This window comes from Geodermatophilus sabuli (genome assembly GCF_900215145.1).
Classification (GTDB): Bacteria; Actinomycetota; Actinomycetes; order Mycobacteriales; family Geodermatophilaceae; genus Geodermatophilus; species Geodermatophilus sabuli.
Window position 1 is genome coordinate 142,083 of record NZ_OBDO01000001.1, and the last position, 25,382, is coordinate 167,464.

Sequence of the window (25,382 nt, forward strand, 5' to 3'; positions counted from 1 at the left end):
GCCGGCGTCACCGCAGGGCGACCCACCCGACGAACCACAGCGAGAAGGCGGCGATCGACGGGGGGAAGGCGAGCACCAGGAAGGCGGCGAACGCCCGGTCCAGCCGCCAGGTGAGGCGCTGGCGCGGTCCCTTCATCCGGTGCCGGCCGGTGAGCGGCAGCGCGGTGCGGGCCACCCCGGCCTCTTCCCCGGCGGTCAACGCGACCGAGCGGGCGGCCTGCCACGCCTCGACCCGCGCCCAGCCCGGGGCGACCCCGCAGACGAGCGCGAGCACGGCCGCTCCGCCGAGGACCGGCAACAGGTCGGCGACGCCGAGCACCAGGAGGCCGGCGGCGGCGGCGCCGGCGGTGAAGCCGGCCACGGTCACCGCGGCGAAGCAGAAGACCGCACCGAAGGTCACCATGAGGATCGCGTAGCCGGGGAGCATGGCCTCGTCCCACGAGTTGCCCATGACGAGCATCAGCGGGATCTCCGCGGCCAGCACGGCGCCGCAGGCGAGGAAGACCCGGCGCAGGTCGACGCGCGGCGGGCGCACCGCCCAGGCGGTCGCCGGCCGGCCGGCGACCGGCAGCTGGATCGTGGTCACGACTGCACCTCCGGTGCGATGTCGGTCCAGGCCAGGCGGCCGTGGACGTCGGTGGTGGCGTGGCGGCCGACGTCCACGGACACCGGCGTCTCCGACCGTGCCGACCGCTCGGCCCCGGCAGCGGGTGCGCCCGGCCCCTGGACGTGGGCGGACAGGCCGTGCTGGGTCTTCTCCCAGTAGAAGGGCTTGGTCAGCAGCTGCCAGGCGGCCTTGTAGGACGCGATGGAGTGCAGCAGCCAGTACAGGGGCGACAGCAGCGCGAAGGGCACCAGGCCGTAGCTGCGCCGCTTGAAGCCGGCCAGCAGGGACAGGTAGATGATCACGCCGTTGCCGAACAGCAGGTTCGCCAGGCTGACCAGGGTCAGCCACTCGGGCAGGTCCGGCACGATCACGCCGGGCGCCAGCAGGTCGGCGAGGAACAGCGCGTACAGCCACGGGGTGGCCAGGAACATCAGCGGCGTGCCGCCGATGAGCAGCCCGAAGCCCGCCGCCTGGCGCAGCCCGACGGTCCGGATCAGCGCGACCGGGTGCCGGGTGTGCACCAGCACCGTCTGCATGTAGCCCTTGATCCAGCGGCTGCGCTGCCGGATCCAGTTGCCGACGGCCATGTTGGCCTCTTCGTAGGTCGTCGAGTTGACGACCGCGACGCGGTGCCCGCGGGCCGAGGCCCGGATGCCCAGGTCGGCGTCCTCGGTGACGTTGTACGGGTCCCAGCCACCGAGCTGTCGGAGCAGGTCGGTGCGGAAGTGGTTGCTCGTGCCGCCCAGCGGGATCGGCAGCCGCAGCTTGTCCAGGCCGGCCAAGGTGTAGTCGAACCACGAGGAGTACTCGAGGGTGAACATGCGGGTGAGCAGGTTCTCCCGGGCGTTGAAGTAGTTCAGCGCCGCCTGGACGCACACCAGGTCCTCGCCGCCCTTGCGGAAGGCGATCAGCGACTTCTTCAGCTGGTCGGGGTCGGGGCGGTCCTCGGCGTCGTAGATGACGACGAACTCGCCCCGGGCGAAGGCCAGACCGACGTTGCAGGCCCGTGGCTTGGTCTTGGGCAGCGAGTGCGGCACGACGATGATGCGGACGAGGTCCGGCGGGGCGGCGGCCAGGGCGGCGCTGAGCGTCTCGGGGTCGTCCTCCTCCAGCAGGAGCAGGATCTCCAGCTTCTCCCGCGGGTAGTCCAGCGCGGCGAGGTTGCGCATGAGCAGGCCGACGATGCCGGCCTCCTTGTAGACCGGCACGAGGATCGTGTACCGGGGCAGTTCGGTGTCCTGGAGGGCCGCGACCTCGGCGTCGGTCACCTGCTCGACGGTCTCGTAGGCGGTGCCCACAGTGCTGATCAGCGCCTTCGTGCCGACGGCGAGGGCGACGGCGACGTTCACCGTCGCGACCAGCACCAGCATCGTCGTGGAGAACCACAGGGCCGCGCAGACGAGGGTGCCGACGGCGACGGTGATCCCCAGCGCGACCTGCGGCCAGACGAAGACCTTCGAGGCCGACTCGTCAGGGCGCCGCTCGGCCAGCGACCGCACCGCGTCGTGCACCAGTTCGTCGCGCCACACGGTGCGCAGCGCCCGCTGCACGTCCCAGTCGGTGGTGACCACCTGGCGCACCCGCTGGATGCCGGTGCGCTGCACGACCTCCTGCGCGATGTGCGCCGACGGGCGGCCGGCCGTGGCGACGACGACCTGCAGCTCGCCCTCGCCGTCCTGCTCCACCTGCAGCGGCACCCACACCTCGCGGGCGAGCATCGCGGAGGGGAACAGCCGGGCCAGGTCGGGATCGACCTCCACCGGGTCGACGAACGCCATGTCCGCGCCCCACACGTCGGCGAGGGCCACGTACAGCTGGCGGCGGGTCACCAGGCCGCGAGCGAGCAGCACCGCGCCCAGGGGCTCGCCGATCCGTTCGTGCTGGCGGAGGGCGTCGTGGAGCTGGGTCCCGGTGAGCACGCCCTGCTCGACGAGCACGTCGCCCAGGCGGCGCTCGGGCGGCGGCAGGACCGCGCCGGGTGCCGTCCGGCCGGAGGTCGCCGGCTGCGCGGAGAAAAGCGTCACGGCGTTGGAGTCGGCAGTCCGGGCGCCCGGGTCGAACGGGGGCACCCCGGCCGTCACCCGGACGGGTGACTCAGTCGGCGGCCGGCGCGAACCCGAGCCAGTCGAGGAGGTCGCCGTCCACCCGGGGGTCGTACTCACCGCGGTCGTCGTCGAGGGTGGCGTGCCGTTCCCGGCCGGGGGTGGTGGCGACGCGGGCGACGTCGTCGGCGTCGGGAGCGAGGTGGCGGGGGCCGGCGGCGGAGGCGACGAGGGACACGGGGACCACGTCGGCACGCAGGGCCGTGCGGCGGAGCGCTCCGGTCGACGACGACCCGATCGGGGGACGGCCGTCGCCCGGAGGTGTTCCCCTCCCTCGGGTGAGGTCACCGTTCCCAGGCTCACGGTCGGTCCTCCTGGAGCCGATCCCTCCCTCGCGCACCCGCAGACCGCGGGCGCCGGACCGTGGGGGACCAGCAGATGAGCAACCGCACCGAGGGATCCGTCCGGGCGGGACGCCGGGCGGGCGGCCGGAGGCTGTCCACGCACGCTGCAACCGCGGGCCTGGTCGCCGTGCTGCTCGTGCTCACCGTCTTCTCGGTGGTCGCCGCGGTGGCCAACGCCCGGGCCGCACAGAAGGCCGAGCAGAGCGCGGCGGTGTCGGAGTGGTCCGAGGAGGCCGAGCAGCGTCTCCTGCAGATGGAGGACCTCGCCGACGAGCTGGCGCTGGCGCCCGACGACGAGCTGCGCGCGGAGTACGAGGCCACGCGAGCGGCCACGCGGCACGCTCTGGAGGAGCTGGGCGTGGTGGAGGGCACCGGCCACGAGCAGCGGGTGGCCGGGTGGCTGCAGCGCCTCGACAGCTACGGCGCGGCGGTGGACGCCCTGATCGCCGCGGCCGCGGAGAACCCCGCCATCGCCGAGGCGTTCGAAGAGGAGTTCGTCGACCCCTACTACGACGCGCTGGAGACCGTGGTCAAGGGCGAGGCCCGCGAGCACTGGGCCGACGCCAGCCGGTCGCTGGACGCGATGGGCGACTCCCAGCGGCTGCTCGTCGTCGCGACGCCGGTCGTCTTCGGCCTCGGGCTGGGCCTGGTCGGCTGGTTCACCGCGGTGCTCACCCGGAGCCGTCGCGCGACCGTCGCGCAGGCCGAGCGGAACCGACAGCAGGCGCTGCACGACGCCCTCACCGGGCTGCCCAACCGGACGCTGCTGCGCCAGCGCGGCGACGCGGCCCTCGAGGCCCTCGCCCCGGGGACGGCGCCGGCCGCGCTGATGCTCATCGACCTGGACCGGTTCAAGGAGATCAACGACACCCTCGGCCACGCCTACGGCGACCTCGTGCTGCAGGCCGTCGCCACCCGACTGCGGGAGACGCTGCGGTCGACGGACACCGTGGCCCGGCTCGGTGGCGACGAGTTCGCGATCCTGCTGCCCAGCGTGGACGGGCCCGAGGCCGCCCTGGACCTGGCGGCCCGCGCGCTGGCCGCCATGGAGGCGCCCATCGACGCCGACGGCGTCTCCCTGGACGTCGACGCGAGCATCGGCATCGCGCTGTCCGGCGTGCACGGGACCGACGTCCAGACGCTGCTGCAGAGCGCCGACATCGCCATGTACTCTGCCAAGGACCGCGGCCTGGGCGTCTGCGTCTACGACGACGGGCTCAACGTGCACAGCCCGGAGCGGCTGGGGCTGCTCGGCGAGCTGCGGCGCGCGATCGACGGCCGGGAGCTGGTCCTGCACTTCCAGCCCAAGGCCACCCTGTCCGGCGAGGAGGTGTGCGGGGTGGAGGCGCTGGTGCGCTGGCAGCACCCGGAGCGCGGTCTCGTCGCGCCGGCCGAGTTCATCCCGCTGGCCGAGCGGACGCCGCTGATCCGGCCGTTGACCCGCTACGTCGTCGATGCGGCGCTGGCGCAGTGCGCCCGCTGGCGGACGACCGGGCGGACGTTGCGGGTGGCGGTCAACATCTCGGCCCGCAACCTGCTCGACGAGCGCTTCGTGGACGACGTGCTGGAGCTGCTCGCCCGCCACGACGTGCCGGCCTGGTTCCTGGAGCTGGAGGTGACGGAGAGCGCGATCATGGCCGACCCCGCCCGGGCCCGCGCCATCCTCACCCGGCTCGCCGAGGTGGGCGTGACCCTCTCCATCGACGACTTCGGGGCCGGGTACACCTCGCTGGCCCACCTCAAGGACCTGCCGGTGCACCAGCTGAAGGTGGACCGTTCGCTGGTCACCGACGTGACCGTCCACCGCAGCAACGCGCTCATCGTGCGCTCGGTCGTGGAGCTGGCCCGCAACCTCGGGCTCACGACCGTGGCCGAGGGCGTCGAGGACCGCGAGACCTGGGACCTGCTGGCCCGCCTGGGCTGCGACGTGGCGCAGGGCCACCTGCTGTGCCGGCCGATGCCGGCCGAGCTGCTGGAGGCCTGGTTCGACCGGGCGAGGGTCGGCGTCTGAGCGCCGCGCCCGGTGGCGGTCTCGTCCGCCGCGAGGGGCGGTGCCGGCCGGCCGTGCTCGTCGAGGCCGATCACGGGCGGAAGCCACCGGGACGGCCCGACGATCGTTGCGCGTGCGGGAGGGGGGAGTCGAACCCCCACGCCCGAAGGCACCAGATCCTAAGTCTGGCGTGGCTGCCGTTACACCACTCCCGCTCGGACGGTGAGTCTAGAGGCGGCGGTGGGGGCGCCGCCCCGCCTCCGGATCGCCCGTGCGGGTGCCCCGACCGACGGGAACGCGCTGGACCGCGCCGCGTCTGGCAGGCTGTCGCCCGTGCCTCGCGACCCTCGACAGATCCAGCTGGAGATCGACGCCGCCCGTGAGTCGCTTGCGGCCACCCTGGACCAGCTGGTCTACCGGAGCAGCCCGCAGCGCCTGAAGGCCAAGGGGCAGGCCACCGTGCAGACCTTCCTGCAGACGCCGGCCGGCATCGCCGCCGTCGGGGCGCTCGGCCTGCTGGTCAGCCTCGTCGTCGTCCAGAAGGTCCGGCACCGCAACGACTGACCCGCCCCCGCGCGCGGCGGAGGCTCAGGCCTCCGGCCGCGCGTTGGCGATCAGCGGCAGGACGACGACGTCCAGCACCCGCTCCACGTACTCGTCGTCCACCGGCTCGCCGGTGAGCAGCCACCGCTGCACGATCAGCGCGCTGGTGGCCTCGGCGGCCACCGACTGCGCCAGCCCCGGGCGGACCTCGCCCCGGGCCTCCGCGCGGGCCCACATCGCCGCGTAGGCGGCCCGCCACACCGCCAGCGGGCCGTTGCGGAACGCCGCCACGAGCTCCGGCTGGTGTTGCATCGCCGGCAGCAGGGAGCGGATCGCGGCCCCGGCGGGGCTGGTGGTGGCCGCGGCCACCAGGTGCATGATCTCGCGCAGGTCCCCCTCGATGGTGCCGGTGTCGGTCGGGACGGCCATGACCCGGCTCATGTCGGCGATGGTGTCGACCACCAGGTCCTGCTTGGTCCGCCAGCGCCGGTAGATCGTCGCCTTGCCGACGCCCGCCTCGGCGGCGACGGCGTCCATCGTGAGCGCGGAGTAGCCGACCTCGGCCAGGAGTCGCAGGATCGCCGCCCGGATCACCTCGTCCCGGCTCGGGTCACGAGGGCGTCCACCCCGGGTGGACCGTGGCGGATCCGTCATCTGAGCTGCGACCATGGTGCTGACCTTAGACATTCAAGTTGACGACGGCCGACAGGCATGCAACGTGTTCGGGCTCGGAGCGGTTCCGGGTGCCCGCGCGCCTGTCCGTGCCGACGCGTCGGCTCGGTCATCCTGCTGGCGTGGCGAGCACCAGGGGCGGGTTCCGGCGCCGGGAGTACTGGCACGTCCCCGGCCACGCCGGCCGCGTGCTGCTCGGCGGCACGGACGGGGACCTGCTGGCGGAGGTGGCCCGCGCCGCGCGGGCGGCCGGGCTGGAGGTCTCCGGCGGGCCGGACCTCCTGGACCTCACCGACGACGACGGCGGCCGGGGCATCGACCGCCTGTTCCGGCGGCTCGCCCGCGAGCTGACCACCGCCGAGGCCGAGCACGTGCGGGTGGCGACCGACCCCCCGGCGCAGGAGCCCGCGTTGGCCGCTCGGCTGCTGAGCGCGCCCACGCTCGCCGTGGAGCTGGCCCGCCGCGGCGTGACCGCCGAGATCGGCGTGCTCGCCGAGGCCGAGCTGTGGTCGGTCTACCAGCCGATCGTCCGCCTGTCCGACCGGTCGGTCGTCGCCCACGAGGCCCTGCTGCGTGGCCTGGTCGACGGCCGGGAGGTCGGCGGTGAGGACCTGTTCTTCGTCGCGGAGTCCGCCGACTGGCTGCCGCGGCTGGACCGGATCGGCCGGGAGTCGGCCATCCTCGGAGCGGCTCCCTGGCTGGGTCACGCCGACCTGTTCGTCAACTCCGATCCCGCCTCGGTCATCCGCCCGCAGGCCAGCCTGGCCTCCACCGAGGACGCGCTGCACGAGGCGGGGATCGAGCCCGCCCGGCTGGTCGTCGAGGTGGGGGAGGTCTCGGCCGTCGCCGACCGTGGCCACCTGCTCTCGGTGCTCGAGCACTACCGCTCGCTGGGCTGGCGGGTCGCCCTGGACGACGTCGCGGCCGGCTGGTCGAGCCGCTCCCTGTTGGTCACCGTGCGCCCCGACGTCGTCAAGCTCGGCAGGGCCCTGGTGCAGGCGTTGCCCGACGACGGTGCCCGGACGATGGTGCGCTCGGTGGCCGACCTGGCCCACCGGCTGGGTGCGCAGGTCGTCGCCGAGGGCGTGGAGACCGACCAGGTCGCCGAGGAGGTGGCCGCCCTGGGGGCCGACCTGGGCCAGGGCTGGCTGTTCGGGCGCCCGGTCCCGCCGCCCGCGGCAGAGGACGGGCCGACCGCCACGGACGGGCCGGTCGCCGGTGTGTCCCCGCGGTGATCGTCGGCTGACCACTCTCGCAGCGTGCCCGTGGCCGGATCGGTGCGCGCGGGCCCGACGACGTGTTCCGGGCAGTCCGAAGGACCCTGCTCCCGGAGCGCGCCCGCGCGCCGCCGCACCTGCGTTCACATCCCTGGACGACGCCTCCGCGGCGGGGGGATGACGGACGCGGCGGCGCGGGTCGGGAAGCACCGGGTGCCCGGCACGGTCAGTGCAGACCCCAGCCCGTGAGCACCGGGCGGCGGTGCTCGTGCCCGAGGACCCCGTAGGAGCCCGCCGGCAGGGCGAACAGGCGGCCGGCTGCCGGCTCCAGGCCGAGCCAGCGCGCAGCCAGCACCCGCAGCACGTGGCCGTGCGCGACCAGCGCGACGTCGCCGTCGTCCAGCACCGCCCGCGCCCGCTGCAGCACCCGGTCCACCCGGACGCCGACGTCGTCGAGGGTCTCGCCCGGGGTGTCGCCGGCGATCGCGCCGTCCACCCAGATCGACCACTCGCGGCCGAGTTCCTCGCTGATCTCCGCCGTCGTCCGGCCCTCGTACGCGCCGTAGTCGAGCTCGACGAGGTCCTCGTCGGTGCCGGTGGGGGTGAGTCCGACCAGCTCCGCGGTCCGCCGCGCCCGCTGCCGCGGGCTGACCCACACCTCGGCGAACGGCCGGTGCCCGAGCTGGTCGGCCAGCCGCCGGGCCTGCTCCTCACCCTCGGGGAGCAGCGGGAGGTCGGTCACCCCGGTGTGCTGTCCGCTGAGGCTCCACTCCGTCTGCCCGTGCCGGAGCACCACGATCTCGCCCATGCGGGCCTCCTGTCTCGGCGGTCACATCCCGGGAGAGCAACCCCGGTCGTCCTCGCTGGCGCGGGCGAGAGCGCCGACGGCACCCGGCCGCGCGTTCCCGACCCCGGGAGGATCCATGACCACGGTCACCCCCTCTGACACCTCCGCCCTCGGCGGGGACCTCCCCGTCCACCGGCTCGGCTACGGGGCCATGCAGCTGCCCGGCCCCGGCGTGCCGGTGCAGGGGGATCAGCGCCAGCGGCGCACGGCGCCCTGTCGAGCCCGCCGCCGGGCCGGCCGGTCCTCCGACCGTCGACCCGACCGCACCTGGCGGCGGACGACGGCACGACGGCCGGCGGCCGGCTCGGCCGACTCGGCCGACGGCAGCGGGTCGGGCAGGCCGGGCGCCCCCGTGCGCACCCGGTCCTCCCCGCCCAGCGGGCCGTCGAGCTCCAGCCGGTCGGCCAGGCCCGCCGACCGCACGAGCTGCCGGGTGACCGCGGGCGCGCCGACCACGCGGCACTGCCGGCCGGCCGGGGCCAGCGCGTCGGTGAACACGGTCAGGGCGTGCAGCCCCGAGCAGTCCCCGAACCGGGTGCCGGCGACGTCGACCACCACCCTCCCCGTGCCGAGACCGGCGGCCTGCTGCAGGGCGTCGGTGAGCCGGCCGACGGTGGTGGCGTCCGCGTCGCCGGTGATCCGGACGACGACCTGGTCGGGGGCGGGGACGAGGGCGACTTGCAGGTGCGCCACGGGCACTCCGGTGGGGGTGGTGCAGTGACCGTCACGGGTTCGAACGGCTGCCGTCGACCGTAGTTCCGACCGCCGACAGCCACAACAGCGAGTGGTGGATCGAGTGCGCTGCGCTCTGGCGTGTCGGGCATGACCCGCCGAGTCGAACCGCAGCCGCGCGCGGGAGCATGGCGGTGTGGACGCCGAGGACTTCAGCCAGGTCAGGGACGCCGTCCGGCAGCTGGTGCGGGACGTCGTGATGCCGCTCGAGGAGCGGATCGAGGACGAGGACCGCATCCCCGACGAGCTCCGGGCGAGGATCACCGAGATGGGCCTGTTCGGGTACGCGCTGCCCGAGGAGCACGGCGGCCTGGGCGTCACCATGGCCGAGGACGTGGAGCTGGCCTTCGAGTTCGGCTACACGACCCCGGCGTTCCGGTCGCTGTTCGGGACCAACAACGGCATCGCCGGGCAGGTGATCGCGCGGTTCGGCAGCGACGAGCAGAAGCGGGCGTACCTGCCCGGGCTGGCCGCCGGGGACCTGATCGGCTCCTTCGCCCTCACCGAGGCCGAGGCCGGCTCCGACCCCGCGGGCCTGCGCACCAGCGCCCGGCGGGACGGCGACCAGTGGGTCCTCAACGGGAGCAAGAGGTACATCACCAACGCCCCGCTGGCCGACCTGTTCGTCGTCTTCGCCCGCTCCGACCCCGCCGAGAAGGGCGGGCGCGGGATCTCCAGCTTCGTCGTCGACGCACGGACGCCGGGGGTCACCGTCGGCCCGCACGACAAGAAGATGGGCCAGTCCGGCGCGTGGACCGCCGAGGTCTTCTTCGACGACGTCCGGGTGCCCGCCGGCGCGCTGGTCGGCGAGGAGGGCCGCGGCTACGCCAAGGCGCTGACCGTGCTCTCCCGCGGCCGGCTGCACATCGCCGCCCTCTGCGTCGGTATGGCGCAGCGGGTGCTGGACGAGTCGGTGGCCTACGCGGCCACCGCCAGGCAGGGCGGGGCGCCGATCGGGCGGTTCCAGCTGGTGCAGGCCCACCTCGCCGACATGCACGCGGAGCTGCTCGCCGGCCGGGCCATGGTGCGTGACGTCGCCGCCCGCTACGACACCGGTGAGGACACCTCGACGGGGCCGTCGTCGGCCAAGCTCTTCTGCACCGAGATGGTCGGCCGTGCCGTCGACCGGGCGGTGCAGGTGCACGGCGGCCTGGGCTACCTGCGCACCACCCCGGTCGAGCGCTTCTACCGCGACGCCCGGCTGTACCGGCTGTACGAGGGCACCAGCGAGGTGCAGCGGGTGATCATCGGTGGCGGGCTGCTCCGCGCCGCCGGCATGCCCCGTGGCTGAGCTGCCGACGACCGACCGGGAGGCCCGGCGGGAGGTGGTGGGGGAGCTCGGGAGGGCGCTGCGGGACCTGGTCGACGCCGCCGTCCGCACCGAGGTGCCGGCCGAGGAGCTCACCGCCGTCACCGACGCCGCGCGGCAGCTCACCGCCCGGCTGCGGTCCCGGAGCCGGGAGCTGCACGAGGTGGCCTCCGTCGACGACCCCGAGCTGGGGGAGCGCTGGTACAGCCCGGTCTACGGCCCGGGCAGCCCGGTCGCGCCGCCGCTGGAGGCGACCGACACCCCGGACGGCCGGGCCACCGGCCGGGTCACCGTCGGCAAGGCGCACGAGGGTCCGCCGGGCCTGGTGCACGGCGGGGTGGTCGCCACGCTGCTCGACCACGTCCTGGCCCGGGCCGTGCGCGCCGCCGGGCGCGGCGGGCTGACCGCGACGCTGACGGTGCGCTACCGCCGCCCCGTGCCGCTCGGCGTCCCGCTGCGGGTGTCGGCGGAGGCCGGCGAGGCAGACGGCAGGCGCACGCCGGCGACCGCCCGGCTCGTCGCCGAGGACGACCCCGGCACGGTGCTGGCCGAGGCGGAGGGTCTGTTCGTCGCCCTGCGCCCCGAGCGGGCGGCCGGTGTCTTCGCCGCGACCGGCCGGTCCATCGGCGCCTGGACCGCCCGCGACGACCGGTCCGCCCCGGGGGACTAGTTGGCGCGCGGGCCCGGGGCGTTGGCGGGATCGCCGGCCGGGTCCCGCTCCGGGCCCGCGGCCGGGCGCAGCAGCGGACCCGGGGCCCCCTCGCCGCGGCCGAGCGCGGCCACGAACTGGGTGAGCACGTCGTCGCCCTTGTGGAACGGTGCCCAGTCCAGCAGCTTGCGGGCGCGGGTGGTGTCCAGCGCGGGCGCCTGCGTCCCGAGGTCCAGCCAGCCGGGCTCGGTGGGCACCACGCGGGCGTGGAACGCCGCCGACAGCGCCGTCCGCAGGACGACGGCCGGCACCGGCACCCGCACGGAGCCGAGCGCGCGGGCGATGGCGTCGGCGTCCATGACCGGCTCGGCGGCCACGTTGAACGGGCCGGGGGCGCGGCGGTCCAGCACCCGGCCCAGGGCGTCGGCGACGTCGTCGGCGTGGACGAAGGACACGTGCACCGACGGCAGCGGCAGGGGCAGCAGCCGCGCGACCGCGCCCGGCAGCAGTCGGGCGGCCCCGAACAGCAGCGGACCGAGGAAGTAGCGCCCGATCTCGCTGCTGGCCTCCGGCTGCAGCACCAGGGTCGGCCGGACGACGGACAGCGTCGTGTCCGCGCGGCGGCCCAGGACCTCGCGCACCACGCGCTCGGCCTCGGACTTGTCCCGGCTGTACTGGGAGCTCGGGATGCCGGTGGTCGGCCAGTCCTCGGTGACCTTCTGCCCGCCGGACCCGGCGGCGTAGGCGCCGAGTGAGGACATGTGCACGACGTGGGCGACCCCCGCGGCCGCGGCCGCCCGGGCCACCCGCCGGGTGCCCTCCACGTTCACCCGGTGCAGCCGGTCCGGTTGCCGGCCGGGCTGCAGCGCCCAGGCGAGGTGCACGACCGCGTCGGCGCCCTCGAGGAACCGGGTCAGGACGTGCTCGCTGCGGGTCTCGCCGAGGTCGGCCGGGAACCACCGGACGCCGTCGTAGGGAGCGGTGTCCGGCGGCCGCCGACGGGCCAGGCCGCGCACCTCGGCCACGCCGCTGCCCGGGGCGGTGAGCCGCCGCAGCAGGGCCGTGCCGACGTTGCCGCTGGCGCCGGTGACGGCGACCGTCAGGCCCTTGAGGTGGTCCCGGGTCAGGTTGGCCATGCAGGGCCGCTACCCGCAGGACGGCCCGTGAACCCGGGAGCAGCGGGCCCGCCCGTCAATGGCGCCGTGGCCACTCGGGACGTCCTCCCGGTGGTTCCGGCGCCATGATCGCGCGGGGTCCACAGGCCCACGGACACCACCGCGATGAGCAGCGCCGCCCCCGCCGCCGCCCAGAACCCGACGGGCACGCCGGCGGCCTCGGCCAGTCGCGGGACCAGCAGGCTGCCGCCGAGCCCGCCGATCATCAGCGCCAGCGAGCTGGCCGACAGCGTCGTGGACCGCTGCCCCGCGCCGACCCGCCCGTGCAGAAGGTCCTTCCACAGCGGCCAGCCGGCCGCATTCGCGAGGTGGAAGACCGCGAACGCCACCCCGACCAGGACGACCTCCCCGGCCACCGCCACCGCGGCGACGGCCAGGGCGCCGACGGCGGCCAACCCGACGCTCGCCACGGCCACCGAGCCACGGGCTGCCCGGCGGACCGCCGGCGCCAGCAGCGCCCCCGCGCCGGCCGCGGCGTAGGAGACGGCCATGACCACGCCGAAGACGGCCGAGCCCTCGGTGCTGCCCCCGGCGAGGTCGGCGACGTGCAGGGGGCCGAGCAGTTCGAGGGTGGTCAGCACGGTGCCGGTGAGCGCGGAGATGGCCAGAAGTCGCCGGAGCAGCCGGTCCCGGACGACCAGCCGGGACGTGTCGCGGACGACCGTCGGGACCTCCCACAGCGCGGCCCGCAGCGCCGCCGTCCCGCCCACCCGCGGCGCCCCCACCGGGACGACGAGCACCGCGACGGCGGCCAGCGAGAACGCGGTCAGCGCCGCCGCGACCAGCAGCGGCACGGTCAGCGCCCCGCTCCCCGGCTCGGCGAGCAGCGGCAGCGCGCCGCCGAGCACGGCGCCCAGGCACAGGCCGGCACCGTCGGCCGCGGCCGCCCGGGACAGCCCCGGCGTCACGCCGGCCGCCGGGTCGGCGGTCCGGACGGCGTCGACGTACCAGGCCTCCAGCGGCCCGGAGTCCAGTGCGCGTCCCATCCCCGTGAGCGCCCAGGCCAGGGCGAACAGCGCCACGCTGTCGGCGACCACCGTCGTCAGCAGGCCGGCCACGGTGAACACCCCGGAGAGGAGCAGGACCGGTCGGTGGCCGATGGCGTCGGCCAGCCCGCCGGTGGGCAGCTCCAGTGTCAGGGTGACCACCGAGTAGACCGCCACGACCACGCCGATGTCGGCAGGGGAGAGGCCGCGTGCGGACGCCAGCAGCACCGTGACCGGCGTGCTCAGTCCGATCGGCAACCAGCGCAGCGCGGTGAGGCCGACGTAGCGGCGGGTGGCGCCCCGGACCGACGGCTCCCGGCTCACGACGGGTACTCGCGGAGCCGGAACAGGTCGACGAGCACGTGCACCAGCGGCTGGTCGGGTTCCTCCTCCTCGGCCCGCCACCGCTCGAGGACGGCGTTCAGCTCGTCGGCCAGCGCCCGGACGCGGGCGGCGGACAGGCGCAGGGCCCAGTCGTTGAGCGATGCGGCATCCCGCTCGACCTCGTCCAGTTCCTCCCGCTGCTCGGCGTGCGCGGCCAGCAGCCGGCGGTGCTGGCTCAGCGAGCGGTGGGTGAGCTCGTCGACGACCTCCCGGCCGCCGGGCTGGTCGACCAGCTCCTCGGTGTGCCACCGGGTGCTGCGGTGCCGGGCCCGCCACCAGCGCTCGCGGCCGGTGCCCTCACCGGGGACCTCCTCGACGAGGCCGAACGAGGCCAGCTGGCGCAGGTGGTAGCTGGTGGCGCCGCTGCTCTCCCCGAGGCGCTGGCCCAGCTTGGAGGCGGTCGACGGCCCCTCGGCGCGCAGCAGGCCGAGCAGGGTCGCGCGCAGCGGGTGGGCGAGCGCGCGGAGGGTGCGCGGGTCGCGGACGTCGACGGCGGGGATCGACGGCAGGTCCTCGGTCACGATGCCCGAGGCTAATCTGCAAAGAAAAGTTTGCAAACAGTCCTTTGCATCAGCCGGAGGCGTCGACCTCCTCCAGCGCCCGGCCGCGGTGCTCCGGCAGCGCCCACGACCCCAGCGCGGCGAGCACGAAGAAGGCCGCGAACGTGCCGAACACCAGGCCGTTGCCACCGGCGTCGAGCAGCGGGGGCACGCACAGGGGCGCGGCGATCGAGGCGATCCGGCCGAAACCGGCCGCGGCGCCGGCGCCGGTGCCGCGCAGCGCGGTCGGGTAGACCTCCGGCGTCACCGCGTACACCGCGCCCCAGGCGCCCAGGTTGAAGAACGACAGCACCATGCCGGTGAGCAGCACCGCGGTGTCGCCGTCGGCCAGCGCGAACAGGCCGGCACCCACCGCCGAGCCGAGCAGGAACACCACGAGGGTCGGCCGGCGCCCCCACCGCTCGATCAGCACCGCGGCCGCGGCGTAGCCGGGCAGCTGGGCCAGGGTGATCAGCAGGGTGAAGCCGAAGGAGCGGACCAGCGAGAACCCCGAGGCCACCAGCAGCGTGGGCAGCCAGATGAAGGCGCCGTAGTAGGCGAAGTTGATGCCGAACCAGACCGTCCACAGCGCCGCCGTCCGGCCGCGGGTCCCGCGGGCCCACAGTGCCCCGGGGCCCGGCGGGGTCGCCGGGGCGGGCGTCGTCGACGGCACCGGCGCCACCCCGGCCGCGGACTCGAAGCGGCGCACCGCCGCCTCCGCCTCGTCCACCCGCCCCCGTAGCTCCAGGAAGCGCACCGACTCCGGCAGCCCCCGGCGCACGACGACGGCGTAGACCGCCGGGACGGCGCCCAGCGCGAGCGCCCACCGCCAGCCGGCGTCGCTGCGGGGGACGACGAAGTAGCCGATCAGCGCCGCGAGCAGCCAGCCGACCGCCCAGAACGCCTCCAGGGCCACCACCACCCGGCCGCGGACCCGCGCCGGCGCGTACTCGCTGACCAGCGTGGAGGCCACCGGCAGCTCGGCGCCCAGGCCCAGGCCGATGAGGAAGCGGAACACCAGGAGCGCGCCGACCGACCACGACAGCGCGGCCGCCCCGGTGGCCAGCCCGAACAGCAGCAGGGTGAGCGCGAAGACCTGACGGCGGCCGATCCGGTCGGCGAGCAGCCCGCCGAGGGTGGCACCCAGCGCCATGCCGACGAAGCCGATCGAGCCGATCCAGGACAGCTCGGTGGGGTCCAGCGACCACTGGACGGCGAGCGCGGCCATCACGAAGGAGATGAGGCCGACGTCCATCGCGTCCAGCGCCCAGCCGAGGCCGGAGCCGACGACGAGCCGGCCGTGCTCGCGCGTGAACGGCAGCCGGTCCAGGCGCTGGGCGCGGGTCGCCGAGGTGGTGGTCGCGTCGGTGCTCATCGCGCCCGCCCTACCCCGCGGCGTCCCCGGTCACGCGGGGGAGGCGGTGTGCTCAGCCGTTGCTGTCCTCGCCGTCGGTGGCGTCCTCGACCTCCCGCTCGACGTCGTCGACGCCCTCCTCCACGTTCTGCTGGACGTCGTCGTCGACGACGTCGCTGCCGCAGGCGACGGTGGTGAACGAGGCTGCGGTGATGGCGATGCCCGCGGCGGCGGTGCGCCAGCGGCGTCGGGTGGTTGCGGACACGGGGGCCTCCCGGGCTGTCTCCGTCGGGATCACTGGGTGCCCCCTGGAGCCGTGGTTCATGCGACGACGTGGCCCGCAGGTGGGAACTGCCTCAGGAGGTGAGGCGGAAATGGCCATTTCTGCCCCTCCGGGGCGTCAGCGGACGAGCATCCCGGCGTCCACCGGGAGCGCCACCCCGGTGACGTAGCGGGCCTCGTCGGAGGCGAGGAAGGCGACCGCGGCGCTGACGTCCTCCGGCTGGACGAGGGTGACGTCGAGCAGGTTGGCGACGTCGTCGGCCGGCTTGGCCGGGGTGTCGCCGCCTCCGCCGAACAGCGCCTCGACCGCGGGGTTGAGCACCATCGGCGTCGCCACCCCGGAGGGGTTGACGCAGTTCACCCGGATGCCGTGGGGGGCCAGCCAGGTCGCCCACGTCCGCATCAGCCCGACGACGCCGTGCTTGCTCGCGACGTAGCCGTCCCCGCCGCCGGAGCCGTCGCCGCCGCGCCCGGGTCAGCCCGAACGCCGAGCTGGTGAGGACGACGGCGCCGCCGCGACCCTGCTCGACGAGCACCGGCGCAGTCGCCTGCACGGTGTTCCACACCCCGACCAGGTTGACGTCGAGCTGGTCGCGGAAGGCCTCGGTGGGGGCGGCGTCCGGCGACATCAGGCCGATGCCGGCGTTGGCGAGCACGACGTCGAGTCGCCCGAGCTCGGCCACCCCGTTCCGCACCGCCGTCCGCAGGCCGTCGGCGTCCCGGACGTCGACCTGCGCGGTCACCACCTGCCGGCCCAGCTGGGCGACCAGCCGCGCCGTCTCGGCGAGGTCCTCGGCCGAGGCCAGGTCGTAGGCCACCGTGTCGATCGGCGCGCACCGGTCGACGGCGATCACGTCCGCGCCCTCGCCGGCCAGCCGCACCGCGTGGCTGCGGCCCTGACCGCGCGCCGCCCCGGTGATGAACGCGACCTTCCCGTCGAACCGCCCCACGGGTCCCTCCCTCGAGTCGTCCCGGAGGGGTGACTCCGCGCGGAGCCGGGACTCGTCGGACGCCTGCCTCGACCGGGCGGCCACGGGTCCACGATCTCGCCCGCCGTCGGCCGGCTGGTGGCGGACCTCGTCGTCGACAGCACGAACTCCGACGCCGACGTCCCGAGGTCGGACTTCCGGCTCTCCCGGTTCGCCGAGGGGGCGCTGCTCACCAGCCCGTTCCCCTACGTCGGCGCCGGCGAGACGTGCTGACGCCGAGCCGCCGGGGTGGGCGTCCACCCCGGCGGTCCCGCCGCGTGCTCAGCCGAGGCGGGACTTCAACAGGGCCTTGCCCAGCTCACCGCCCTTGCGGCTCTCGGTCTGCGCCTTCCGGAAGAACTCGGCGAGCTCCGAGTCCCCCGCGCGCTCCGCGTCCTGGATGTAGGTCTCCAGCCGCAGGGCGTTGCTCAGGCTTGCCTCGATGAACCAGATGAGGTCGTAGTCCTTGTCCTTGGTGCCGGTGACGTTGCCGGTCTCGGAAGTGGTCACGACGTCGTCCTCCTGTGTGTCAGGTGCGATGTCCGACCTCTGTGACCTACCCCGCGTCGCGGCGCATGAACGTGCTCAGCTGCCCGATCGACCCCACCCGGTGACGTGGTCGGGGACGCCGATGCCGGGGGCCAGGTCCGGGGCCGGGACCGGCGCGCCGGGCACCGTGGTCAGCGGCAGGACGCCGGCCCAGTGCGGTCCATCGAGGTCGGCGGCGTCGTCGCTCGGCGGGCCGCTGCGGACCTTGACCGACACCTCGGTCAGCGGCAGCCGCAGCACCGTCGTCGCGGCCAGCTCCCTGCGGTCCGGCGCGCGGGTGCCCGCCGCCCGGCCGGGGACGACGGCGTCGACCAGCGCGTCGAGCGCGGCGGACTTCTCGGCGGGGTCGGTGACGACGTGCGCGGTCCCGTGGACGACGACCGACCGGTAGTTGACCGAGTGGTGGAACGCCGAGCGCGCCAGCACGAGCCCGTCCACCAGAGTCACGGTGACACAGACGTCCAGGCCGTCGTCCCGGGCCGCCAGCAGCGCCCGGGCCCCCGTGGAACCGTGCAGGTAGAGGGTGTCGTCGACGCGCGCGTGCAGCTGCGGGAGGACCACCGGCCGGCCGTCGACGACGAAGCCGACGTGGCAGACGACGGCCTCGTCGAGAACGGCGTGCGCGGTGGTGCGGTCGTAGGACACCCGGGCGGGGTTGCGGGTGGGCGTGGTGCGGGGGCTCGGTGCGTAGTCCACCCGCCCATCCTCGCCGTCCGACGCAGTGGATCCGTCGGCGTCACCGCCGCGGAGCCACTCCGTCAGCCGTGGGCCCGGACGTGCTCGGTCACCAGCTCGGCGACCCGCTCGGGTGCGAGCTCGGGGATCCAGTGGGGCACGCCCTCCAACACCTCCAGCCGGTAGGGCGCGTCCACGAAGTCGCGGGTGGCCTCGGTGGCGGCGCGGCCGAGGAAGGCGTCCCCGGTGCTCCACAGGTGCAGCGTCGGCACCCGCACCGTGCCGATGGTCTCGTGGGCGCTCAGCGGCAGCGCCCGGTACCAGGCCAACGCCGCCGACAGCGCGCCCGGCTCCTGCATGCGGGCCACGTAGTGCTCGCAGACGTCGCGCGGCAGGTCGCTGCGCAGGAACATCCGGCGCAGCGGCTCGCCACCGCCGACCAGCAGCAGCCGCTCGGGCAGGAACGGCAGCTGGAACAGGCCCACGTAGTACGACCGCAGCGCCTGGTCGCTGGTGAGCATCGCCCTGACCATCGCCGCGGGGTGCGGCACCGACAGCGCGGTCAGCGTGCGCACCCGCTCCGGGTGCCAGGCGGCCAGCGCCCACCCGACGATGCCGCCCCAGTCGTGGCCGACCACGTGCGCGCTGTCCAGCCCCGCCTCGTCGAGCAGGGCCAGCACGTCGGCGGTCAGCTCGCGGACCCGGTAGGCCGACCGGCCGGTGGGGCGGGCGCTGGGGGAGTAGCCGCGCTGGTCGGGGGCGAGCGTGCGCAGCCCCGCCGCGTGCAGGCCGGCGGCGGACGCGGCCCAGGCGGTGGCGTCTTGCGGGAAGCCGTGCAGCAGCACCACCGGCTCCCCGTCGGGCGGGCCGCCGTCCCGGACGTCGAACACCATGCCGTCGCGCCGGAAGCCGTCCATCCCGCGACCCTGCCCCCGCCGGTGCACGCCGCGCCACCCGTCGGCGTCACCGGGCGGAGCGACAAGGACTGGCGCTCCGGCACGCGGCGGCGACAAGGTGGGTGTGATGACCACCACAACCGACCCGCGTGCCGTGGCCGACACCGTCACCGACCCCGAGCTGCCGATGCTCACGCTCTCCGACCTCGGCGTGCTGCGCGACGTCCGGCTGGAGGAGGGCATCGTCGTCGTGGAGATCACCCCCACCTACACCGGCTGCCCGGCGATGGGCACGATGCGGGCGGACCTGCTGCGCGCCCTGCACGAGGCCGGTTTCCCCGACGTCGACGTCCGCACCGTGCTGACGCCGGCGTGGAGCACCGACTGGATCACCCCCGAGGGCCGCCGCAAGCTGGCCGAGGCCGGCATCGCCCCGCCCGGGCCGGCGCCGCGCCGTGACCCCGGCCCGGTGCCGCTGCGGCTCGGGCCCTCCCCGCGGACGGCGTCCTGCCCGCTGTGCGGCTCGCCCGACACCGAGGAGCTGAGCGAGTTCAGCGCGACCGCGTGCAAGGCGCTGCGCCGGTGCCGGTCGTGCCGCGAGCCGTTCGAGCACGTCAAGGAGCTCTGAGCCGCGGCGCCATGGCGGGCTCGCGCCGGTGTACCGCAGCGTGCGGGCGATGAGCCGCTGCGCCGGTCGTGGGCGCTGGGTGCGCAGGCGCGGGGTATCCGCGACCATGGGGAGGTGACGGTCACCGCGGAGGAGCTCATCGTCCTGGTCGACGACGACGGGACGGCGATCGGCACCATGCCCAAGCCGCTGGTGCACCACGGGGAGACGCCGCTGCACCGCGCCTTCTCCGCCTATCTCTTCGACGACGCCGGGCGGCTGTTGGTCACCCGCCGCGCGACGAGCAAGCAGACGTTCCCCGGCATGTGGACCAACACCGTCTGCGGCCACCCCGGTCCGGGGGAGGGCGACGCGGCCGCCATCGCCCGCCGCGCCGACTTCGAGCTCGGCCTGCGGGTCGGCGAGCTGCGCGAGGCGCTGCCCGGTTACCGGTACCGGGCCGAGTTCCGTGGGGTCGTGGAGAACGAGGTCTGCCCGGTCTACCTGGGCCGGTTCACCGGCACGCCCGCACCCGACCCGACCGAGGTCGGGGACTGGGAGCTGCTGGACTGGGCCGCGTTCCGCCGCCGGCAGGAGGCCGAGGGCGACGAGGCGTGGTCGCCCTGGTGCCGCGAGCAGGCCCGGCTGATCGAGGCCGCGGGGCTCGTACCGCACAGCTGACCACCGGCCTGGCCTGCGTGGACGCGACCTCCGGCCGCGCCGCCCACGCCTGACCCGCCGCCGACCTGCGCCGCCCGCCGTTGTCGGGGAGGGTGGTCGCCGACAGGCAGGTCCGGCGGACGGAGGAACGGATGGTCGACAGCGGGACGTTGGCGGGGCGGGTCGCCCTGGTCACCGGAGGGGCGAGTGGGCTCGGGAGGGCCACGTGCACCGCCCTGGCGGAGGCCGGCGCGCACGTCGCGATCGCCGACATCGACGCGGCCGGCAGCGAGGTGACCTCGAAGCTGGTGGCCGACGCCGGCGGCTCGGCCGAGGTCGTCCCGCTCGACGTCACCGACGACGCCAGCCGCCGCCAGGTCGTCGCCCAGCTGTTCGACGCCCACGGTGACGCCTTCGACGTCCTGGTCAACGTCGCCGGCATCGACCGGCCCGGCTACGTCACCGACATCGACCTCGCCGACTACCAGCGGGTGCAGGCGGTCAACTGCGAGGGGCCGGTCTTCCTGACCAGCGAGTTCATGAAGCGGGTGCAGCACCTGCCGGAGGGGCGCACCGCCGACGTGGTGCACATCGTGTCCCTGTCGGCCATCACCTCCGGCAGCGGCGCGATCGCCTACAACGGCTCCAAGGCCGGCTTCCTCAACGCCACCAGGTGCATCCAGCGGGAGCTGCGCGAGAAGGCCGTGCGGGCCGACGACGGCACCGAGCGGCCGTTCCCCTGCCGCGTGCAGGCCGTGATCCCGGCCGCGATGGACACCCCGATGATGGAGCAGTGGGGCATCCCGTCGCACCTGATGATGCCGCCCTCGGCCGTGGCCGAGATGGTGCGCTACCTGGTCACCCTGCACCCGGCGGCCTTCGTGCCCGAGATGCAGATCGTGCCGCGCCTCGAGCCGAACTTCCCCCGTTGATCCCCGTGACCGGCAAGAGGAGGCGCGGCATGAGCGTGACCGACCCCGACGACCCGACCCCCGACAGCGCGATGGCGTCGGGCAGCGACGCCGGGGAACCCGGCGGTCACCTGGGTCCCGGCGACCTGGCGCCGGACGAGGAGCGCCTCCTGGCCGCCCTGGAACGGGACGCCCGCGCCGGGTCGGCGTCCCCGGAGGAGACGGCCGCCGAGGTGCGCGCGGCCGAGGACGAGGCGCCGCTGCCGGCCGAGGGCGGTGACCAGGGCGACGGGCTCAGCGCCCGGTTCGCCGCCCCGCCGACGGACGAAGGCTAGCGCCGAGCCGGACGGCGACCAGCGCGACGTCGTCGTCCGCGCCGTCGGCGAGCAGCCGGGCGAGGACCGCGTCGCAGACCTCCTCGACCGGCTGCTCGCCGAGCGTGGCCAGCTCCCCGGCCAGCCGCTCGACGCCGTCGTCGAAGGCCTGGTCGCGCCGCTCGACCAGCCCGTCGGTGTAGAGCAGCAGGGTCGACCCCGCCTCGAGCACCGTCTCGGACTCCACCCGCACCGCCGACGGGTCCACGCCCAGCAGCAGCCCGGCCCGCGGGGCGCTCAGCGCCCGGACCGCGCCGTCGGGCCCGGCGACCAGTGGCGGCAGGTGCCCGGCGCTGGCCCAGGTCAGCCGGGCGCCTGCGGAGACCGGATCGGGCACCAACCGGCCGACGAGCACGGTCGCCAGCGCCCGCAGCCCCAGCCCGTCGATCGCGCCGTCGAGCCGGCGCAGGACGGCGGCCGGCCCCTCGGCGTTGTCGTAGGCGATGCCGCGCAGGACCCCGCGCAACTGCGCCATGGCGGCGGCCGCGGCGGTGTCGTGACCGACCACGTCGCCGATGACCAGCACCGTGGAGCCGTCGGGCTGGTCGAACACGTCGTACCAGTCGCCGCCCACCTGCGCCTCGCGCGCGGCCGGCACGTACCGCACCGCGATCTCCCGGTCGGCCCGGCGCGGCGGCTCGGTGAGCAGGCTGCGCTGCAGGGTCTCCGCGGCGCGCACGATGCTGCGTGAACGGGCGTAGAGGGCCTCCAGCAGGTGGGTGCGCAGCTCGGCGACCTCGGCCAGCTGCTGCGCCGTCCACGGCTCGGAGCGGCCGCGCACCGTCTCCCGCCAGCGGTCGAAGCTCTTGCGCGGGCTGAGCCGCACGCCGTCGCCCTCGCGGGCGGCGATCGCCTTGTTGTGCGGGTCACCGCCCCAGTCGACGGTGCGCACTGCCTCGGCCCGGTGCCAGAGCACGTACTGCCCCTCGGGCAGGGGCAGCACGAGCACTCCGCAGGCGGGCCCGGCCGGCAGGTCCGGTGCGGTCAGCGGGAGGGAATCGGTCGCGACGACGTCCTCGCCGCGCGCGGCCGCCCAGGCGGCGATCGCGTCCGCGGCGCCCGCGGGGAGGGTGGCGCCGCGGCTGCCGGTGTGCCCGTGCAGGTCGACCACGACCCCGTCGGCGGGCAGCAGGTCCAGCAGGCTGGGCGAGCCCAGCAGGGTCTCGGCCAGCGGGCGGTCCTCGTCGAGGGCCGCCGCGGTCAGCCAGGCGAGGGTCGAGCGCACCCGCAGGGCGCGGTGCACCTCGTCCTCCTCCGCACGGTCGACCAGGCGCAGGGACAACGTCGAGCCGAGGAACTCCGCGGCGGCGCGGGTGGCGTAGGGCGGAGCGTGCGGACCGGTGTAGTGGTGGCAGGCGATGAGGCCCCACAGCCGGTCCTCGCGCAGCAGCGAGATGGACATCGACGCGCGCACGCCCATGTTCTGCAGGTACTCGACGTGGATCGGGGAGACGCTGCGCAGCGCGGAGTAGGTGAGGTCCAGGGGCTGCCCGGTCGACGGGAGCGCCAGCGGCTGCAGCCGGGCCGGCACGTAGTCCACGTCGGAGATCAGCCGGATCCAGTTCTTCTCGTACAGGGCGCGCGCCTGCGCGGGGATGTCCGATGCCGGGTAGTGCAGGCCGAGGAACGAGTTGAGCCCCGGTGCTGCGGCCTCGGCGACGACCTCGCCGTTGTGGTCGGCGTCGTAGCGGTAGACCATCACGCGGTCGAAGCCGGTGAGCTGGCGGACCGCGCGGGCGGTGATGTCGTAGAGCTCCTGCAGGGACGAGGCGCGGTTGAGCTCGCCGACGGTCCCGCGCACCGCCTGGTAGGTGTTCGGGAACGAGAACGGCCGGGGCCCGCGGGCCGGCTCCAGCTCCACGACCAGCGTGGATGCCGGCGGCGTCCCCTCCGTGCCCGTCCCGGCCACCGCCCGGTGCAGGAGGGCGTCGACCGGCACCGGGCTGCCGCCGACGTCCAGGGTGACCTCGACGGGGTTGCGCTCGCGCAGGTCACCGAAGGCGCTGGCCGACCGGGCGACCGCCTCGGCGGCGCCGACACCGAGGACGTCGGGCAGCCGGCGGCCGAGCGCGTCACCCGGCTCGACGCCGACCAGGTCGGCGAGGTTCTCCGACACCTGCTGGACGACGAGGTCCGGTTCGCTCACCGCCAGCAGCACGCCGCGCGGCTGGATGCTGCCCGGCACGTGGATGGGCTCGCGCTCGCAGTTGGTCAGGTCGACCGGCGCGCCGGGCGGCAGCAGTTCCAGGCCCGGGCCGTCGGTCACGAGGCGGCCCCGAGGGGGGCGACCCAGACCGCCAGCGCGCCGAAGGTGTCCCGTGCGGCGTCGACCAGGCGGGCGGCGTCGCCCCCCGTCGCCACCCGCTCGCGGGTGACCCGCCGGTAGGCGTGCCACATGGCGCCGGTCTCGGTGCCGTACGGGGAGAAGGCGCCCACCCGCGCGCCGGGGCCGAGGCCGGGCAGCGTGGCCAGGTGGCGGGTGATGAAGGTGCCGCCGAGCGTGGAGCCCTCCAGGACGTAGAGCCGGCCCAGGGCCTGGTCGGTGTCCTCGACGGGCGACAGCCGCGGCGTGGGCAGGTGGTCGCGGACCGCACCGAGTGCCTGCAGGTCGTCGGCGAACAGGTGCGCGCGCCGGCGACGGGACCAGCCGACGGTCGCGGCGTCGGCCGGTTCCCGGCCGGCCCAGCGGTCCAGGCCGGCCTCGGCGGCGGTCCAGAAGGCGTGCAACCGGGTCAGCACGGCGACCAGCCGGTCCCGGCGCAGCCGCGGGTCCATCAGCGCGAGGACGGACTCCACCTGCTCGTGCTCGGCGGCCGTGGCCGTGCGCAGTGCCGTGAGGACGTCGGCGCCCCCCGCTTCTCGAGGCAACGCCTCTCCTCCCGCAGCCACTGGGAGAGAGGGTAGGTCACGCGCGCGGAGCGGCGCGGACGACGGGTGCAGGACGCAACGACTGCGGCCCGCGCGCCCGTCGCTGGTGGCGCGGGCCGCGGCTGCCTAGCGTCGGGGTCGACGTGCCCGTCCGCGCACGTGCACCGGGCAGCGTGCGCGGACGTGCACGGGGAGAGGTGGCCCGTGCTCTCGCAGAAGGCGCTCCTGCTCGGCGCGTCCCGGCGGCCCGAGCTGCGCCGGCTGGTCACGGGGACGCCCGCGACCTGCCGGGTGGTCGACCGGTTCGTCGCCGGCGAGACCCTGGACGACGCCCTGGCCGTCGTCCGCCGGCTGACCGGCGAGGGCATCGCCGTCACGCTCGACCACCTCGGCGAGGGCGTCACCGACCGCGCCGAGGCCGTGCGCTCTCGCGACGCCTACCTCGCCCTGCTCGACGGGCTGGCCCCGCTGGACCTCGGCCCGGCGGCGGAGGTGTCGGTGAAGTTGTCGGCGTTCGGGCAGGCGCTGCCCGGCGGCGGCACCGACCTGGCCCTGGAGCTCGTCCGCCCGGTGGCCGAGGCGGCGAGCGCGATCGGCACCACGGTGACCCTGGACATGGAGGAGTCGCACACCATCGACTCCACCCTCACCGTCCTGGCCGCGCTGCGCCGCGACCACCCCGGTACCGGCGCCGTCCTGCAGGCCGCGCTGCACCGCACGCTCGACGACGCCGCCGCGCTCGCGGTGCCCGGGTCGCGGGTGCGGCTGGTCAAGGGCGCCTACGACGAGCCGCCGTCGGTCGCCTACCAGGGGCGACACGAGGTCGATGCCGCCTACGCCCGCTGCCTCGGCGTCCTCGTGCGCGGCCCCGGCTACCCGATGGTCGGCACGCACGACCCGCGGCTGCTCGCCGTCGCCCAGCGGCTGGCGACGCTCGTCGGTCGGACGCCGGACTCGTGGGAGGTGCAGCTGCTCTACGGCATCCGCACCGCCGAGCAGCGCCGGCTGGCCGCGGCCGGCTGCACCGTGCGCGCCTACGTGCCCTACGGCGTCGACTGGTACGGCTACTTCATGCGTCGCTTGGCCGAGCGGCCGGCCAACCTGCGCTTCTTCCTCCGCTCCCTCGCCACCACGTCCTGAAC

General features: G+C 75.4%; 28 protein-coding genes, 1 tRNA gene and 1 pseudogene. 11 read left to right on the forward strand and 19 right to left on the reverse strand.

What is annotated here, in order from left to right; translation table 11 throughout:
- Positions 1-7: 7 nt before the first annotated feature.
- The 3 genes from CRP39_RS00750 to CRP39_RS00760 all read right to left on the reverse strand — a co-directional run bounded on the left by CRP39_RS00750 (position 8) and on the right by CRP39_RS00760 (position 2,887).
- The gene (locus CRP39_RS00750; RefSeq protein WP_097203537.1) at positions 8-586 is read right to left on the reverse strand and encodes a hypothetical protein; all 579 of its coding nucleotides are present in this window, start codon (positions 584-586) and stop codon (positions 8-10) included.
- Positions 583-2,631 (reverse strand): glycosyltransferase, encoded by a 2,049-nt coding sequence (locus tag CRP39_RS00755; protein WP_216359560.1) that lies wholly within the window; start codon positions 2,629-2,631, stop codon positions 583-585. Before CRP39_RS00755 ends, CRP39_RS00750 begins: the two co-directional genes overlap by 4 nt.
- A 70-nt stretch (positions 2,632-2,701) precedes the next feature.
- A complete protein-coding gene (locus CRP39_RS00760) occupies positions 2,702-2,887 on the reverse strand; it encodes a hypothetical protein (RefSeq protein WP_143426499.1) in 186 nt (61 codons plus the stop codon).
- Positions 2,888-3,087: 200 nt separating this feature from the next.
- Between CRP39_RS00760 and CRP39_RS00765 the strand changes: the two genes are divergently transcribed.
- Entirely contained in the window at positions 3,088-5,064 is a 1,977-nt protein-coding gene (locus CRP39_RS00765) for a putative bifunctional diguanylate cyclase/phosphodiesterase (protein WP_097203543.1), read from the forward strand.
- Positions 5,065-5,177: 113 nt separating this feature from the next.
- On the opposite strand, the gene CRP39_RS00770 is transcribed toward CRP39_RS00765, so the two are convergent.
- A tRNA-Leu gene (locus CRP39_RS00770) sits at positions 5,178-5,258 on the reverse strand.
- Between the two features lie 118 nt (positions 5,259-5,376).
- On the opposite strand from CRP39_RS00770, the gene CRP39_RS00775 reads away from it, so the two are divergent.
- Positions 5,377-5,607 (forward strand): DUF3618 domain-containing protein, encoded by a 231-nt coding sequence (locus CRP39_RS00775; RefSeq protein WP_097205003.1) that lies wholly within the window; start codon positions 5,377-5,379, stop codon positions 5,605-5,607.
- A gap of 24 nt (positions 5,608-5,631) precedes the next feature.
- Here CRP39_RS00775 and CRP39_RS00780 read toward each other — a convergent pair whose 3' ends face one another.
- Complete coding sequence (locus CRP39_RS00780; protein ID WP_097203545.1) at positions 5,632-6,255, reverse strand: TetR/AcrR family transcriptional regulator; 624 nt, start codon at positions 6,253-6,255, stop codon at positions 5,632-5,634.
- A gap of 125 nt (positions 6,256-6,380) precedes the next feature.
- Between CRP39_RS00780 and CRP39_RS00785 the strand changes: the two genes are divergently transcribed.
- Complete coding sequence (locus tag CRP39_RS00785; protein ID WP_097203546.1) at positions 6,381-7,493, forward strand: EAL domain-containing protein; 1,113 nt, start codon at positions 6,381-6,383, stop codon at positions 7,491-7,493.
- A gap of 208 nt (positions 7,494-7,701) precedes the next feature.
- On the opposite strand, the gene CRP39_RS00790 is transcribed toward CRP39_RS00785, so the two are convergent.
- Both CRP39_RS00790 and CRP39_RS26550 read right to left on the reverse strand, forming a co-directional pair.
- Positions 7,702-8,283, reverse strand: a complete 582-nt coding sequence (locus CRP39_RS00790; RefSeq protein ID WP_097203548.1) for a histidine phosphatase family protein — start codon at positions 8,281-8,283, stop codon at positions 7,702-7,704.
- Positions 8,284-8,511: 228 nt separating this feature from the next.
- Positions 8,512-9,015 carry an STAS domain-containing protein gene (locus tag CRP39_RS26550; RefSeq protein ID WP_172442200.1) on the reverse strand — a complete coding sequence of 168 codons (504 nt, stop codon included), beginning with the start codon at positions 9,013-9,015 and terminating at the stop codon, positions 8,512-8,514.
- Between the two features lie 175 nt (positions 9,016-9,190).
- Between CRP39_RS26550 and CRP39_RS00805 the strand changes: the two genes are divergently transcribed.
- The gene (locus CRP39_RS00805; protein WP_097203551.1) at positions 9,191-10,345 is read left to right on the forward strand and encodes an acyl-CoA dehydrogenase family protein; all 1,155 of its coding nucleotides are present in this window, start codon (positions 9,191-9,193) and stop codon (positions 10,343-10,345) included.
- A complete protein-coding gene (locus CRP39_RS00810) occupies positions 10,338-11,033 on the forward strand; it encodes a PaaI family thioesterase (protein ID WP_143426501.1) in 696 nt (231 codons plus the stop codon). The genes CRP39_RS00805 and CRP39_RS00810 overlap by 8 nt, the downstream gene beginning before the upstream one ends.
- Here the strand turns inward: CRP39_RS00810 and CRP39_RS00815 are convergent.
- The 7 genes and pseudogenes from CRP39_RS00815 to CRP39_RS27920 form a co-directional block, all read right to left on the reverse strand.
- Entirely contained in the window at positions 11,030-12,148 is a 1,119-nt protein-coding gene (locus CRP39_RS00815; protein WP_097203554.1) for an NAD-dependent epimerase/dehydratase family protein, read from the reverse strand. The genes CRP39_RS00810 and CRP39_RS00815 overlap by 4 nt on opposite strands.
- Positions 12,136-13,497: an MFS transporter gene (locus tag CRP39_RS00820; protein WP_172442203.1), complete on the reverse strand. Its 1,362-nt coding sequence runs from the start codon at positions 13,495-13,497 to the stop codon at positions 12,136-12,138. The genes CRP39_RS00815 and CRP39_RS00820 overlap by 13 nt, the downstream gene beginning before the upstream one ends.
- Positions 13,494-14,078, reverse strand: a complete 585-nt coding sequence (locus tag CRP39_RS00825; protein WP_216359561.1) for a winged helix-turn-helix domain-containing protein — start codon at positions 14,076-14,078, stop codon at positions 13,494-13,496. The genes CRP39_RS00820 and CRP39_RS00825 overlap by 4 nt, the downstream gene beginning before the upstream one ends.
- A 49-nt stretch (positions 14,079-14,127) precedes the next feature.
- On the reverse strand, positions 14,128-15,471 hold the full coding sequence (locus CRP39_RS00830; protein ID WP_097203557.1) for an MFS transporter: 1,344 nt from the start codon (positions 15,469-15,471) through the stop codon (positions 14,128-14,130).
- A gap of 52 nt (positions 15,472-15,523) precedes the next feature.
- Positions 15,524-15,715: a hypothetical protein gene (locus CRP39_RS00835; protein WP_097203559.1), complete on the reverse strand. Its 192-nt coding sequence runs from the start codon at positions 15,713-15,715 to the stop codon at positions 15,524-15,526.
- Between the two features lie 135 nt (positions 15,716-15,850).
- A complete protein-coding gene (locus tag CRP39_RS27915; RefSeq protein WP_260179364.1) occupies positions 15,851-16,135 on the reverse strand; it encodes an SDR family oxidoreductase in 285 nt (94 codons plus the stop codon).
- 124 nt (positions 16,136-16,259) lie between these two features.
- Positions 16,260-16,766 (reverse strand): annotated as a pseudogene (locus tag CRP39_RS27920) (SDR family NAD(P)-dependent oxidoreductase); the annotation flags it as partial.
- Between the two features lie 33 nt (positions 16,767-16,799).
- Here CRP39_RS27920 and CRP39_RS27925 point away from each other — a divergent pair.
- On the forward strand, positions 16,800-16,934 hold the full coding sequence (locus CRP39_RS27925; protein WP_260179363.1) for a hypothetical protein: 135 nt from the start codon (positions 16,800-16,802) through the stop codon (positions 16,932-16,934).
- A 48-nt stretch (positions 16,935-16,982) separates the two neighbouring features.
- On the opposite strand, the gene CRP39_RS00850 is transcribed toward CRP39_RS27925, so the two are convergent.
- The 3 genes from CRP39_RS00850 to CRP39_RS00860 all read right to left on the reverse strand — a co-directional run bounded on the left by CRP39_RS00850 (position 16,983) and on the right by CRP39_RS00860 (position 18,841).
- The gene (locus tag CRP39_RS00850) at positions 16,983-17,210 is read right to left on the reverse strand and encodes a hypothetical protein (RefSeq protein ID WP_172442206.1); all 228 of its coding nucleotides are present in this window, start codon (positions 17,208-17,210) and stop codon (positions 16,983-16,985) included.
- Positions 17,211-17,285: 75 nt separating this feature from the next.
- Positions 17,286-17,945 carry a pyridoxamine 5'-phosphate oxidase family protein gene (locus CRP39_RS00855; protein WP_097203562.1) on the reverse strand — a complete coding sequence of 220 codons (660 nt, stop codon included), beginning with the start codon at positions 17,943-17,945 and terminating at the stop codon, positions 17,286-17,288.
- Positions 17,946-18,007: 62 nt separating this feature from the next.
- A complete protein-coding gene (locus tag CRP39_RS00860; protein ID WP_097203563.1) occupies positions 18,008-18,841 on the reverse strand; it encodes an alpha/beta fold hydrolase in 834 nt (277 codons plus the stop codon).
- A 106-nt stretch (positions 18,842-18,947) separates the two neighbouring features.
- Between CRP39_RS00860 and paaD the strand changes: the two genes are divergently transcribed.
- The 4 genes from paaD (at position 18,948) to CRP39_RS00880 (ending at position 21,333) form a co-directional block, all read left to right on the forward strand.
- Positions 18,948-19,448 (forward strand): 1,2-phenylacetyl-CoA epoxidase subunit PaaD, encoded by a 501-nt coding sequence (gene paaD / locus CRP39_RS00865; protein ID WP_172442209.1) that lies wholly within the window; start codon positions 18,948-18,950, stop codon positions 19,446-19,448.
- 114 nt (positions 19,449-19,562) lie between these two features.
- Positions 19,563-20,108 carry an isopentenyl-diphosphate Delta-isomerase gene (gene idi / locus CRP39_RS00870; protein ID WP_097203566.1) on the forward strand — a complete coding sequence of 182 codons (546 nt, stop codon included), beginning with the start codon at positions 19,563-19,565 and terminating at the stop codon, positions 20,106-20,108.
- A 131-nt stretch (positions 20,109-20,239) separates the two neighbouring features.
- On the forward strand, positions 20,240-21,019 hold the full coding sequence (locus CRP39_RS00875; RefSeq protein WP_097205007.1) for an SDR family NAD(P)-dependent oxidoreductase: 780 nt from the start codon (positions 20,240-20,242) through the stop codon (positions 21,017-21,019).
- A gap of 29 nt (positions 21,020-21,048) precedes the next feature.
- Positions 21,049-21,333, forward strand: coding sequence for a hypothetical protein (locus CRP39_RS00880; RefSeq protein ID WP_221200601.1), 285 nt, complete (start codon positions 21,049-21,051; stop codon positions 21,331-21,333).
- Here the strand turns inward: CRP39_RS00880 and CRP39_RS00885 are convergent.
- Together CRP39_RS00885 and CRP39_RS00890 are read right to left on the reverse strand one after the other, a co-directional pair.
- Positions 21,293-23,638, reverse strand: coding sequence for a SpoIIE family protein phosphatase (locus CRP39_RS00885; RefSeq protein ID WP_172442212.1), 2,346 nt, complete (start codon positions 23,636-23,638; stop codon positions 21,293-21,295). The genes CRP39_RS00880 and CRP39_RS00885 overlap by 41 nt on opposite strands.
- Entirely contained in the window at positions 23,635-24,240 is a 606-nt protein-coding gene (locus CRP39_RS00890; RefSeq protein ID WP_245853458.1) for a biliverdin-producing heme oxygenase, read from the reverse strand. Before CRP39_RS00890 ends, CRP39_RS00885 begins: the two co-directional genes overlap by 4 nt.
- A 204-nt stretch (positions 24,241-24,444) precedes the next feature.
- Here CRP39_RS00890 and CRP39_RS00895 point away from each other — a divergent pair, with 204 nt between their 5' ends.
- Entirely contained in the window at positions 24,445-25,380 is a 936-nt protein-coding gene (locus CRP39_RS00895) for a proline dehydrogenase family protein (RefSeq protein ID WP_097203570.1), read from the forward strand.
- Positions 25,381-25,382: the final 2 nt, after the last annotated feature.